This is a genomic window from Stenotrophomonas sp. HMWF023, from assembly GCF_003060985.1.
In the GTDB taxonomy this organism is placed as follows: domain Bacteria; phylum Pseudomonadota; class Gammaproteobacteria; order Xanthomonadales; family Xanthomonadaceae; genus Stenotrophomonas; species Stenotrophomonas lactitubi.
In genome coordinates this window covers 15,756-28,331 of sequence record NZ_QAIJ01000299.1, presented here as the reverse complement: position 1 = coordinate 28,331, position 12,576 = coordinate 15,756, and the positions used below count along the sequence as shown (strand labels likewise).

Annotated in this window: 13 protein-coding genes and 1 pseudogene; 9 read left to right on the top strand and 5 right to left on the bottom strand. The window is 67.3% G+C overall.

Annotated elements, in window-relative coordinates:
• Positions 1-313: pseudogene (locus tag DBR20_RS17465) on the bottom strand (ribulose-phosphate 3-epimerase); the annotation flags it as partial.
• Positions 314-370: 57 nt separating this feature from the next.
• Positions 371-700, bottom strand: coding sequence for a DnaJ domain-containing protein (locus DBR20_RS17460; protein ID WP_025874605.1), 330 nt, complete (start codon positions 698-700; stop codon positions 371-373).
• 141 nt (positions 701-841) lie between these two features.
• Between DBR20_RS17460 and DBR20_RS17455 the strand changes: the two genes are divergently transcribed.
• The 8 genes from DBR20_RS17455 to DBR20_RS17420 all read left to right on the top strand — a co-directional run bounded on the left by DBR20_RS17455 (position 842) and on the right by DBR20_RS17420 (position 8,675).
• Positions 842-1,768: a phosphoribosylaminoimidazolesuccinocarboxamide synthase gene (locus tag DBR20_RS17455; RefSeq protein WP_181393118.1), complete on the top strand. Its 927-nt coding sequence runs from the start codon at positions 842-844 to the stop codon at positions 1,766-1,768.
• A gap of 184 nt (positions 1,769-1,952) precedes the next feature.
• On the top strand, positions 1,953-2,438 hold the full coding sequence (locus tag DBR20_RS17450) for an Mpo1-like protein (RefSeq protein ID WP_089237384.1): 486 nt from the start codon (positions 1,953-1,955) through the stop codon (positions 2,436-2,438).
• A 332-nt stretch (positions 2,439-2,770) separates the two neighbouring features.
• A complete protein-coding gene (locus DBR20_RS17445; protein WP_108267250.1) occupies positions 2,771-5,599 on the top strand; it encodes a monovalent cation/H+ antiporter subunit A in 2,829 nt (942 codons plus the stop codon).
• Positions 5,599-5,976, top strand: a complete 378-nt coding sequence (locus DBR20_RS17440) for a Na+/H+ antiporter subunit C (protein ID WP_108267248.1) — start codon at positions 5,599-5,601, stop codon at positions 5,974-5,976. Before DBR20_RS17445 ends, DBR20_RS17440 begins: the two co-directional genes overlap by 1 nt.
• On the top strand, positions 5,973-7,508 hold the full coding sequence (locus DBR20_RS17435; RefSeq protein ID WP_108267246.1) for a monovalent cation/H+ antiporter subunit D: 1,536 nt from the start codon (positions 5,973-5,975) through the stop codon (positions 7,506-7,508). The genes DBR20_RS17440 and DBR20_RS17435 overlap by 4 nt, the downstream gene beginning before the upstream one ends.
• Complete coding sequence (locus DBR20_RS17430; RefSeq protein ID WP_108267244.1) at positions 7,505-8,011, top strand: Na+/H+ antiporter subunit E; 507 nt, start codon at positions 7,505-7,507, stop codon at positions 8,009-8,011. Before DBR20_RS17435 ends, DBR20_RS17430 begins: the two co-directional genes overlap by 4 nt.
• On the top strand, positions 8,008-8,292 hold the full coding sequence (locus DBR20_RS17425) for a K+/H+ antiporter subunit F (RefSeq protein ID WP_025874598.1): 285 nt from the start codon (positions 8,008-8,010) through the stop codon (positions 8,290-8,292). The genes DBR20_RS17430 and DBR20_RS17425 overlap by 4 nt, the downstream gene beginning before the upstream one ends.
• Complete coding sequence (locus DBR20_RS17420; RefSeq protein ID WP_108267242.1) at positions 8,289-8,675, top strand: Na+/H+ antiporter subunit G; 387 nt, start codon at positions 8,289-8,291, stop codon at positions 8,673-8,675. Before DBR20_RS17425 ends, DBR20_RS17420 begins: the two co-directional genes overlap by 4 nt.
• 141 nt (positions 8,676-8,816) lie before the next feature.
• Here DBR20_RS17420 and DBR20_RS17415 read toward each other — a convergent pair whose 3' ends face one another.
• Positions 8,817-9,776 (bottom strand): sodium:calcium antiporter, encoded by a 960-nt coding sequence (locus DBR20_RS17415; protein ID WP_108267240.1) that lies wholly within the window; start codon positions 9,774-9,776, stop codon positions 8,817-8,819.
• Between the two features lie 73 nt (positions 9,777-9,849).
• Entirely contained in the window at positions 9,850-10,494 is a 645-nt protein-coding gene (locus DBR20_RS17410; protein ID WP_108267238.1) for a hypothetical protein, read from the bottom strand.
• Positions 10,495-10,618: 124 nt separating this feature from the next.
• Here DBR20_RS17410 and DBR20_RS17405 point away from each other — a divergent pair, with 124 nt between their 5' ends.
• Entirely contained in the window at positions 10,619-11,155 is a 537-nt protein-coding gene (locus DBR20_RS17405) for a hypothetical protein (protein WP_108267236.1), read from the top strand.
• A 116-nt stretch (positions 11,156-11,271) separates the two neighbouring features.
• On the opposite strand, the gene hmgA is transcribed toward DBR20_RS17405, so the two are convergent.
• Positions 11,272-12,570, bottom strand: coding sequence for a homogentisate 1,2-dioxygenase (gene hmgA / locus DBR20_RS17400; protein WP_108267234.1), 1,299 nt, complete (start codon positions 12,568-12,570; stop codon positions 11,272-11,274).
• Between the last annotated feature and the right edge of the window lie 6 nt (positions 12,571-12,576).

Genomic DNA, 12,576 nt, shown 5'->3' with positions numbered 1-12,576 from the left:
GCTGGATGGTGCGGTGCACGTGGCGGCTGGCCTCCGGGTGGAAGCTGATGTAGGTGGCGCCGGCCTCGGCGAAGTCCGGGATGATGCGGTCCACCGGCTCGACCATCAGGTGCACGTCGATCGGCGCGGTGACGCCGTGCTTGCGCAGCGCCTGGCAGACCATCGGGCCGATGGTCAGGTTGGGCACGTAGTGGTTGTCCATCACATCGAAATGGACCCAATCGGCGCCAGCGGCCAGGACGTTGTCGACTTCTTCGCCCAGGCGGGCGAAGTTGGCCGAGAGGATGGAAGGAGCGATGAGGCAGTTGGACATGGCCGGGGCCTTCGGAACGGGGAAAGGGGTCTCCCGCCCGCAGGCGGGACTGTGGGGTCAGCGCTTGCGCAGGGTCTTGATGCGGTCGTAGGCGGCGTTGATGCGCCGCGACTTCTGCTCGGCCTGCTGCTGCAGCTCGGGGGCGGCGCCGCCCAGCTTGTCGGGGTGGTACTGGGAGATCAGCTTGCGGTAGGCGCGCTCGACCTCGGCGTCGGTGGCCTCGGAGGTCAGCCCCAGCTCCCGGTACGGGTTCTCCTTGTTCAGGCGGAACCAGTCGCTGTCAAAGGCATGCCCCAGCAACAGGCCGACCACCGCGCCGAACAGCGGATTGGGCCGGAACAGCAGGGCCCCGGCGATGAATCCGAGCAGTTTTCCGTACCAGCGCATGGCGCTCCGGGGTCGGCCGACGAAATGGACGCTCATTTTACGTCACAGCGGGCCCGGACCGCTTTACACTAGGCCGCCCGCTGGTCAGCGGGCCCGCCGGGTCCGTTGGGCAGCCGTATCGACGAAGCCCCAGGAGTGCCCGTGCCAACCACGCTGTTGCAATCCGATCTCCCCGGCCTGCCCTTGCGCCACCGCGGCAAGGTGCGTGATGTGTTCGATATCCCGCGCGAGCGGCTGCCGGCCGGTACCCCGCCGGGGGACTACCTTTTGATGGTCGCCACCGATCGCCTGTCGGCGTTCGACGTGGTCCTGCCCGACCCGATCCCGGGCAAGGGCGAGATGCTCTGCCAGGTGTCCAACTTCTGGTTCGCCAAGACCGCGCACCTGATGCCCAACCACCTGACCGGCATCGACGTGGCCAGCGTGTTGCCCGAAGGCGTGGACGCGGCCCTGTATGCCAAGCGCGCGGTGGTCACCCGCAAGCTGAAGCCGGTACCGGTGGAGGCGATCGCCCGTGGTTACCTGATCGGCAGCGGCTGGAAGGACTACCAGCGCACCGGCAAGGTCAGCGGCATCGACCTGCCCGACGGCCTGCGCCAGGCCGAGCAGCTGCCCGAGCCGATCTTCACTCCCTCGACCAAGGCCGCCGTGGGCGACCATGACGAGAACATCGACTTCGACGCGATGGTGAAGACGGTCGGTGCGGAGATGGCCGAGCGCGTGCGCGACGCCACACTGCGCATCTACAAGTTCGCGGCCGATTACGCACGCGAGCGCGGCATCATCCTGGCCGACACCAAGTTCGAGTTCGGTACCGACGCCGATGGCCGCCTGTACATCATGGACGAGATGCTGACGCCGGATTCCTCGCGCTACTGGCCGGCCGACGAGTACGAGGTGGGCACCAGCCCGCCGAGCTACGACAAGCAGTTCGTGCGTGACTACCTGGAGACGCTGGACTGGGGCAAGACCGCCCCGGGCCCGACCATCACGGCCGAAATCATCGAGCGCACCCGCGCCAAGTACGCCGAGGCGCTGCAGCGCCTGGCCGGAATCAGCGTCGACTGATTCCCCTGCGCCCCCGGCCGGTCTGGCCGGGGGCGGTTTCCTGCGCCCCCCGGCAGCCAGGCATGGCCTGGCTCTACTGTCGGTTGCCCCGGGTAGTGCCGGCCGCTGGCCGACAACCTCGGCGGACCTGCAGCCAGGCATGGCCTGGCTCTACTGTCGGCCCCGGCCGGGGTATGCTGGCCGCATGCAGACCACCACCCAGCTTGCGCGTCCGATCGACCGCTATTTCGCCAGCTACTCCGACGACCACCGCAATGTGGTCAACCAGCGCATCCACGTGGTGGCGGTGCCGGCGATCCTGTGGTCGGTGGTGGCCCTGCTGTGGTGCGTTCCGCCGCTGATCACCTGGTTCCAGTACGGCATCTGGTCGGCGTTCGCGATGTTCAGCGCCTGGTGTTTCTACAACAAACTGTCGCGCCCGCTGGGCATCGGCATGCTCATCCAGTTCTTCGTGTTCGGCTGCCTGTGCCGGCTGCTGGAAGCGGAAATCGGCCTGCACAATCTGCTCTGGCTGGCCATCGGCGTCTTCGTCGTCGCCTGGATCGCGCAGTTCATCGGCCACAAGTTCGAAGGCCGCAAGCCCAGCTTCCTGACCGACCTGACCTACCTGCTGATTGGCCCGGCCTGGGTGATGGCCAAGGCCTATCGCAAGCTCGACTGGCGCTACTGACCAGCGTCGTCGCATCGACGCCTCCGTTTCCTGAACGGGCAGATGCCATCACCCACACTGCACGGCGCGCCTGCCAGCCTGCCGCAGTGACCTCCTCTCCCAGCCCCGCCCGACGGCGGCGGTCCCTGTGCGACAGGGGCTGCGGTCTCCCTGCGTGGGCGTAGGGTGGACCCGTCAGCCAGGTCCTGACGGGTCATCCACGCGGCATGCTGCATCGCAGAAAAAATGAATCAGCGCACGTTACATGCAATTGATCGCTGTTCAATGGGTTTCGGCGACATTTGGCAGCCTGTTATGCTCCCTGACCTGCTCGTGAATCATGGATTCCCTGCATGCTCCCCAGCCTGCCCCTGCTGCTGGCCCTGCCGTTCCTCATGGCAGTGGCTGTCGCAGCCTTCCCCCGTAGTTCGCGCTCGACTGCTGCCTGGCTGGCGGCGCTGGCGCCGTTGGGCGGGCTGGCGATCCTCGCCTGGCTGACCCCATCGGTGCTCGATGGCCAGGTGGTGCGGACGATGGTGCCGTGGCTGCCGCAGATCGGCCTGGACTTCACCCTGCGCCTGGATGGGCTGGCCTGGATGTTCGCCGGGCTGGTGCTGGGCATCGGCGCACTGGTGGTGCTGTATGCGCGCTACTACCTGAGCCCGCAGGACAGCGCGCACCGCTTCTATACCTACCTGTTGCTGTTCATGGGCGCCATGCTGGGCATGGTGCTGTCGGGCAACCTGTTGCTGCTGATGATCTTCTGGGAAATGACCAGCATCAGCTCGTTCCTGCTGATCGGTTTCTGGTCGCATCGCCAGGACGCCCGCGAGGGCGCGCGGATGGCGCTGGTGATCACCGGCGGCGGGGGCCTGGCCCTGCTGGCCGGCGTGCTGCTGATCGGCCGCATCGTCGGCAGCTTCGACCTGGACGTGGTGCTGGCCGCCGGCGAGCAGATCCGCGCCAGCGCGCTGTACCCCTACGCGTTGTTCCTGGTACTGGCGGGCATCTTCACCAAGAGCGCGCAGTTCCCTTTCCACTTCTGGTTGCCGCACGCGATGGCCGCGCCCACGCCGGTGTCGGCCTACCTGCACTCGGCCACCATGGTGAAGGCCGGCGTATTCCTGCTGGCGCGCCTGCATCCGGCGTTGGCTGGCAGCGATCTGTTCTTCTACACGGTCAGCGGCATCGGTGCGATCACCCTGCTGATCGGTGCCTGGAACGCGATCTTCCAGCATGACCTGAAGGGCCTGCTGGCCTATTCGACGATCTCGCACCTGGGCCTGATCACCCTGCTGTTCGGCCTGTCCACGCCGATGGCGGTGGTCGCCGGCGTGTTCCACATCCTCAACCACGCGACCTTCAAGGCGTCGCTGTTCATGGCCGCCGGCATCATCGACCACGAGACCGGCACCCGTGACATGCGCAAGCTCGGTGGCCTGCGCAGGCTGATGCCGTTCACCAGCGCGCTGGCGATCATCGCCTCGCTGGCGATGGCCGGCATCCCGCTGCTCAACGGCTTCCTGTCCAAGGAAATGCTGTTCGCCGAAGCGCTCTCGGCCGGCGGCACCGACACCATGCGCACGGCGGTGTCGATCGCTGCGCTGCTGGCCGGTGTGTTCGGCGTGGCCTACAGCCTGCGCTTCGTGCACGACACCTTCTTCGGCAAGGGCCCGCATGGCCTCGACCGCGTGCCGCACGAGCCGCCGCGCTGGATGAAGGTGCCGGTGGAGATCCTGGTGGTGATCTGCGTGGCGGTGGGTATCGCCCCGGCACTGACGGTGGCGCCGGTACTGCACGCGGCAGCCGCCTCGATCCTCGGCAGCGCGATGCCCGAATACAACCTGTCGATCTGGCACGGCTTCAACCTGCCGCTGGCAATGAGCGCCGCGGGCGTGGTCGGTGGCGTGGCCCTCTACTTCGGCCTGCGCAGGCTGATCGACCTGCACGCGGTGACCAACACCACGCCTGGGCGCAACGTCTTCCACCACCAGCTGGACCTGCTGTCGGCCGGTGCGCAGCGGTTGACTGCCGGCATCGCCAACGGCAGCCTGCAGCGCATGCTGCTGGGCTTGGTACTGGTGGCGATCGTGGTCGCCGCCGCGCCCTACATCGCCAACCCGGCCTCGCCGGACTGGACCAAGCCGCAGCCGATACCGCTGCTGGGCTGGGCACTGTGGCTGGTGATGATGTCCTGCGCGGTAGCGACGCTGCGCATGTACAAGCAGCGCCTGCTGGCCGTGCTGCTGGTCGGCGGCGTCGGCCTGATGGTGGCGCTGACCTTCGTGTTCCTGTCCGCACCGGACCTGGCGCTGACCCAGCTGCTGGTGGAGATGGTCACCCTGGTGCTGATGCTGCTGGGCATGAACTATCTGCCCGCACAGTCGGGCCCGGAGCGGCCGCGCTGGCGCAAGCGCCGTGATGCGCTGATCGCGATCGTGGCCGGTGCCGGCCTCGGCGCACTGGCCTACAGCGCGATGACGCTGCCGCCGAACACCATGGCCGGCGAACTGCTCGCCCGCGCGCTGCCCGAGGCGTACGGCCAGAACGTGGTCAACGTGATCCTGGTCGACTTCCGCGGCTTCGATACCTTCGGCGAGATCACCGTGTTCGGCATCGCCGCACTGGTCGTGCATGCGCTGCTGCGGCGTACGCGGATGGCGCCGGAGCAGATCATGCCTGGCCCGCCGATCAAGCTGCCGGTGCCGGCCGATCTGGCCCAGATCATGTTCCCGCTGACCCTGACGGTGTCGATCTTCCTGTTCCTGCGCGGCCACAACGCGCCGGGTGGCGGCTTCATCGCCGGCCTGGTGCTGGCCGTGCCGCTGCTGATCCAGTACGTGATCCAGGGCACCGCGTCGGTGGAATCGCGCTTCGGCTTCGACTACATCCGCTGCATCGGCACCGGCCTGCTGATCGCCATCCTCAGCGGTGGCGCCTCGATGCTGTTCGGCGTGCCGTTCCTGACCAGTGGTCACCTGGACCTGCACCTGCCGTTGATCGGCGATGTACCGCTGGCCAGCGCGATTGGTTTTGATATCGGCGTGTACCTGGTGGTGTTCGGTGGCGCGATGCTGATGCTGTCGATGATGGCCACCGTCAAACCCTCGCGGACGCGCACCGCGCGCAAGGGCGAGATCGACCTGCAACGCCGCTCGGCACGAACGGGGGAGATGCACTGATGGAACTGGCCCTGGCCTCTGCGATCGGCGTGCTGACCGCCATCGGCATCTACCTGCTGCTGCGTGCGCGCAGCTTCGATGTGATCCTTGGCATGACCTTCCTGTCCTACGCCACCAACCTGCTGATCTTCGCCGGTGGCCGTGTGGTGCAGGGCAAGGCGCCGGTGCTGCAGGAAGGCGTGGAGAGCCACCTCGGCAACTACACCGATCCGCTGCCGCAGGCGCTGGTATTGACCGCGATCGTGATCGCGTTTGCGATGACTGCCATCAGCATCGTGCTGGCCATGCGCAGCCGCAGCGACAACCACAGTGATCATGTGGACGCGCACGAGCCGGACGACGATGCACCGCCGCGCCGGGGCGAGGACCGCGCATGAATCATCTGGTGATCCTGCCGATCCTGGTACCGCTGCTCGGCGCTGCGCTGTCGCTGTTCGTCGAACACCGCCGCTATGGGCCGAAGGTACAGCGTGCCGTGGCGTGGACATCGCTGGGCGCGCTGGCGGTGGTGGTCGGCCTGTTGTTCGCCGACACCGCAGGTAGCGATATCCGCGTCTACCTGCTGGGCGACTGGCCGTCGCGGCTGGGCATCGCGCTGGTCGCCGACCAGCTGTCCGCCTGGATGCTGCTGACCACCCTGCTGCTGGCCATTCCCTGCCTGCTGCATGCGTGTTCAGGGTGGGACCGGCGCGCACCGCACTTCCATGCGCTGTTCCAGTTCCAGCTGGTGGGCCTCAATGGCGCCTTCCTGACCGGCGACATCTTCAACCTGTTCGTGTTCTTCGAGGTGATGCTGATCGCCTCCTACGGCCTGCTGCTCAGTGGCGGCCGTGGCCTGCGCATGCGCATCGGCCTGCACTACGTGGTGTTCAACGTCACCGCCTCGACCCTGTTCCTGATCGCGCTGGGCCTGCTGTACGCCTCGCTGGGGTCGTTGAACATGGCCGAGCTGTCGCAGCGCATTGCCGAAGTGCCGCCGGCGCAGCTGGCCCTGGTGAAGGCGACGATGGGCCTGTTGCTGCTGGTGTTCTGCGCCAAGGCCGCACTGATGCCGCTGTACCTGTGGCTGCCCGAATCGTATGCACGTGCACCGGCGGCGGTGGCGGCGCTGTTCGCGATCATGACCAAGGTGGGCCTGTATGCCGTGCTGCGCATCCAGATGCTGTGGTTCGGCGAGGATGCGGGGGCGATGGCCGGCTACGGCCGCGACTGGCTGCTGTGGGCCGGCGTAGCGACGCTGGTGCTGGGCGGCCTGGGCGCGTTGGCTGCAGCGCGTCTGCGCGTGTTGATTTCGTATCTGGTGATCGTCTCGGCAGCGACGCTGTTCATCGCGTTCTCTGTCGGCACGCCGAAGGTGCTGTCGGCCGGCCTGTATTACCTGCCGCACAGCAGCTTCGTCGCCGCCGCACTGTTCCTGGTCGCCGACCTGATCCGACGCCGCCGTGGCGGCGCCAGCGACCGCAAGGAAGTGATCGCGCCGATGCCCGGCAAAGAGACACCCGCCGTGCTGTTCCTGATTGCGGCGGTGTCGGTGGCCGGTCTGCCGCCACTGTCCGGCTTCCTGGCCAAGGCCGCGCTTTTGGCCGGCATGCCCGCGCAGTACACCGGCGCGGTGTGGACGGCGGTGCTGGTCAGCAGCCTGCTGGTCATCATGGGCCTGACCCGCGGCGGCATCCGCCTGTTCTGGCGCGTGCCGCTGCCTGATCCCGATGCACCGCCACCGCGCAAGGCGCCACTGCGCCGCGTAGAGCTGTTTGCCGCCTGCATCCTGCTGACCTACGGCATCGGCATGACACTGTTCGCTGCCCCGCTGATGCAGCACACCGACGCCATCGCCACCCAGCTGCTGCAGCCGGGCGATTACGTGCAGCAGTTGCGCGCGACCACGCCGGAGATCCGCCAGCCATGACCGCCAAGCGTTCCCCGATCCGCCGCCTGCTGCCCTCGCCCGCGCTGAGCGTGATGGTGGTGGTGTTCTGGCTGCTGATGTCCGACAGCTTCACGCTCGGCCAGTTCCTGCTGGGCCTGCTGCTGGGCGTGGTGATTCCACTGTTCGCTGCGCGCCTGGACCGCGAGTTCGCGCGCATCGGCACCCTGCGGCCGCTGCCGAAGCTGTTGTTCGTGACCCTGTGGGACATCCTGATGTCCAACATCCGCGTGGCCATCCAGGTGCTGGGCCCGGAAAAGAACATCCACCCCGGTTTCATCTGGCTGCCGCTGGACATCGCCAACATCCACGGCATCGCCGCGCTGACCAGCATGATCACCCTGACCCCCGGCACGGTCTCGGCCGCGCTCAGCGACGACCGGAAGTTCCTGCTGGTGCACGTGCTGCACCTGGACGACCCGCAGGACCTGATCGACACGATCAAGCGCCGTTATGAAGCCCCGTTGATGGAGATCTTCCCATGACTGGATTCCAGATCATCCAGACCACCCTGGTGGTATGCATGCACGTGGTCGGCCTGGCCATGCTGCTCGCCACCTGGCGCCTGCTGCGCGGGCCGACCGTGCCCGACCGCATCCTGGCACTGGATACGCTGTCGGTGACCGCCATCGCCGAGCTGATGCTGTTCGGCATGTACCTCAATTCAGCGATCTACTTCGAGGCGGCACTGATCATCGCCATGCTCGGCTTCGGCAGCACCGTTGTGCTGAGCAAGTTCGTGCTGCGCCGGGACATCGTCGAATGATCACCTTCATCCAGATCGCGCTGTCGATCCTGCTGCTGTTTGGCTGCTTCTTCATCCTGGTCGGCGCACTGGGCCTGGTGAAGCTGTCCACCTTCTTCAAGCGCCTGCACGCACCGACCAAGGCCAGCACGCTGGGCGTGGGCTGCGTGCTGGTGTGTTCGGTGTGTTACCACATCTTCCTGGGCCAGGACCCGCAGCCGCGCGAGCTGCTGATCACCGTGTTCCTGTTCATCACCGCGCCGATCAGCGCGCACCTGATGGCCAAGGCGGCGCTGTCGCTGCTGATGGAAACGCGCCCCACTCTGCCGGGCAACGAGCGTGCGGAAGAAGAACAGCTGCCGCCGCCGGAACCCGAGCGGGAAGAGGAAACCACCACGCGTTGACGGTGGGTGCCGACCGTTGGTCGGCACTACCCCGGATAAGCGCCAGTAGAGCCAGGCCATGCCTGGCTGCGGGTTCGCCGAGGTTGCCCGCCAGCGGCCGGCACTACCGGGTCCACGCGCGGGGCCGATCCATCGCAGCGGTCAGACCGGTGTGACCAGCGCGATCTCCAGCCCCAACCAGGCCACGAACGCCCCCAGCAGTACTGCACCTTCGATGCGGCTGATGCGCAGGTCGCCGCGCAACATCGGGTACAGCACCAGGGCGAACGCCAACAGCGCCGGCAGTTCCAGGCGTACGAACGAGGCCGGCAACGCCAGTGGCTGCAGCAGCCCCATCGCACCGATCACCAGCATCAGGTTGACCACGCTGGAACCGAGCACGTGGCCCAGCACCATGTCGCCGTGACCACGGCGCGCCGCCGCGACGGCGGCTGCCACCTCCGGCAACGCGGTGCCGATCGCCACCGGCAGCAGACCGACCAGCAGCGGTGTCCAGCCCAGCGCAGCACCAAAATCAGCAGCAGCACCGACCACCAGGCGCGCGCCCCAGTACAACGCCAATGCGGCAATCAGCACGCGCAGCACATTCAAGGGCAAGCTGGTGCGGCTCAGTGCCGACTCGGCGATGATCGCCTGTACCTCGGCGCTCTCATGGCGCCCGCGTCGCAGCACCAGGAACTGCACCACCACGAACCCGGCCACCAGCACGCCGGCCTCCCAGCGCACCAGGCGGCCATCGAGCCCGAACACCATCAGCAGCAGGCCCGCGGCCAGCAACGCCCACCACAGCACCGTCTGCAGGCGGGCACGCAACAACAGCGGCGCGGCAATGGCAGCCATTGCCAGGGTCAGGCCAAGGTTGACCACGCTGCTGCCGACGGCGTTGCCCAAGGCCAGCTCCGGCTGGCCCATCACGAGTGCGCGGGCGTTGACCGCCAGCTCCGGCAGCGAAGTAGTGATGCCCAGCAACAACAAGCCGGCGGTGAATGCGCTGGCACCGAAGCGCTGCGCCAGGCCGGAAACGGCTTTGACGATGGAGTCCCCACCCAAGGCCAGCAACAGCAGGCCGAGCAGGAACCATGCAATGGCAATGGCGATCATCGAGCACTCCCCAGCGGTCGTGGCGCGATTCTACGCTCGGCCCACCCGTTGCGGGTGAGCCGAGAATGGTGGATCAGCCGCAGCCTTCGGCGTAGTCCACCTGCGGGGTCCTGCCGACCCGCCAGGCGCCGACCTTGCCGTCAGCGCCGAGGGCGAAATCGATGATCGCCGCGCCCTCCTGCGCCGGGCGCACGCGCAGGTGCTGGGCCTTGTCGTCGTACTTGTCCGGGCCGACGTCGGCGCGCTCGGGATAGAGCACCTGCAGCTCGCCCAGGGTCATGCCGACCCGACCGCCACCGGGGGCGACAATGGACGGGCTGCGTACGTCGTAGCGGACCAGCTTGCGCGCCTCGAACATCAGCCGCGGGTCTTCGGCGTCCTGCGGGCGCAGGAAGTAGCAGCCTTCATTGGCATCGTCGGCAGGCAGCGGCTTGCCAGCGGCATCAGTACCCAGGCCCTGCAAGGGGGTGCCGAAGCCACTGCGGACCTCGGCGATGCCGGCGCCCAGCGTGGCGCCGCCGAAACCATCCAGGCGTGCCGGGCTGTCGCGGCGCGGGTCCACCGGCGATGCGGTGGCCAGATCGGCGTCGGCGGGAACGGAGGCGTCTTTCGCCGGTGCGGTTGCGGCGGCAGACGCGTCCGGCGAGGCGGTTTCGGGACTACGGTTGCAGGCGGCCAGCGACAACAGCAGCAGGCCGGCAATCGGGAGGTGCTTCATCGGTGCGGATCCTTGGCACAGGGTGGATGCACGCTACCCCAGCGCGCGTGCAGGCGCTGCATTGTCATCGCGGTTTCATCGCCCTCATTCAGGCTGGGCAAGCACCGACTTGGCTGTCCACCCCATGCAACCGCGCAAGACCGACCTCGCCCGAACCGCGCTGCAGGCCCACCGCGCGCCGCTGGACATGCGCCAGCGACGGCTGCTGATCCTGTGCGATGGCCAGCGCAGCATCGCCGAGCTGACCGCACTGCTGGGGCAGGACGCGGCAGTGATGGTGATCCAGCTGATCCAGGCCGGCTATCTGGTGACCGCTGCGGAAGCCGCCGTTTCCATGCAACCTGCGCCGAGTGTGGCTGCTGTCCCGCTGACGTCGCCAGTCGCCGCAGCATCCGCCGCGCCAGTCGAGCGACGCCGCTCGCTGGTCGCCGCGCGCATCTATGTGCTGGGAATCCTGGAGATGCAGCGGCATCCCAACGCAGCGGCGCTGTTCCGCGACCTGCAGCAGGCGCGCGCCGAAGGCGAGGTCCTGCGGGTGATGCAATCAGCGCTGCAGGTGCTGCCGGCACTGACCTCGGAAGGCTACTGCCAACGCGTGCGGCAGCGGCTCATGGAGGCTTTGCCGGTGGAGCATTGCAGCGCGTTCGCCGAGGTGGCCTGATCCAGCGAACAGCATCCACGCATGGCGTGGATCTACTGCATCACGAACCCCGATGGATCCACGCCGCGCGATATCGCGCTTGCCAGTAGATCCACGCCATGCGTGGATGCGGACGATCAACGGAAATTGTTGCGCAGGCCGTTCCAACACTGCTGGTACTCGCCCTGCCGGTGGCCCGCGGCCAGCGCCTGCGCGGTCGGGCGGATCACGCCACGGGTCTCAAACATGAAGGCCATGGTGTCCTTGATCACGTCCGGCTTGGACAGATCGGCACTGGAGGCCTTGTCGAAGGTCGGCGCATCCGGACCATGACCGCTCATGCAGTTGTGCAACGACGCACCGCCCGGCACGAAGCCTTCGGCCTTGGCGTCGTAGGCACCGTGCACCAGGCCCATGAACTCGCTGGCGATGTTGCGGTGGAACCACGGCGGGCGGAACGTGTTCTGCGCCACCAACCAGCGCGGCGGGAAAATCGCAAAGTCCATGTTGCTGGTGCCCGGGGTATCGCTGGGTGAGTGCAGTACCAGGAAGATCGACGGATCCGGGTGGTCGTGGCTGATCGAGCCGATGGTGTTGAAGCGGCGCAGGTCGTAGCGGTACGGCGCGTAGTTGCCGTGCCAGGCCACCACGTCCAGCGGCGAATGATCGATCGGAGCACGCCACAGGCGGCCTTCGAACTTGGCGATCAGTTCGAAATCACCGTCGATGTCTTCGAACGCGGCATGCGGGGTCTCGAAGTCGCGCGGATTGGCCAGGCCGTTGGAGCCGATCGGGCCCAGGTCGGGCAGCTTCAGCAGCGCGCCGTAGTTCTCGCAGATGTAGCCACGACTCGGGCCGTCAGGCAGTTCGACACGGAAGCGCACGCCGCGCGGAATCACCGCGATCTGCTGCGGTTCGATCTCGATCACGCCCAGCTCGGTCAGCAGGCGCAGGCTGCCCAGCTGCGGCACGATCAGCAGTTCGCCGTCGGCGTCGTAGAAGTAGCGGCCGACCATGTCACGGTTGGCCACGTACAGATGGATACCGACGCCGGCATGCGCGTCGGGCGAACCGTTGCCGCCCATCGTGTACAGGCCTTCGACGAAATCGGTCGGCAACTCCGGCAGCGGCAGCGGACTCCATCGCAGCTGGTTCGGCGAAGCGGGCTGCGCGCCGAAATCGCACTGCAGCTGCGATTGCGCGAACGGAGTGAACTCGCCGTGGGTCACCGCCGGGCGGATCCGGTACAGCCAACTGCGGCGGTTGCTGCCACGCGGTGCGGTGAACGCGGTGCCGGTCAGCTGCTCGGCGTACAGGCCATGGGCCACCTTCTGCGGCGAGTTCTGACCAACCGGCAGTGCACCGGGCACGGCCTCGCTGGCGAATTCGTTGCCGAAACCGGACTGGTAGCCGCGGGCGGTGATGGAGGGGGACATGGGGGG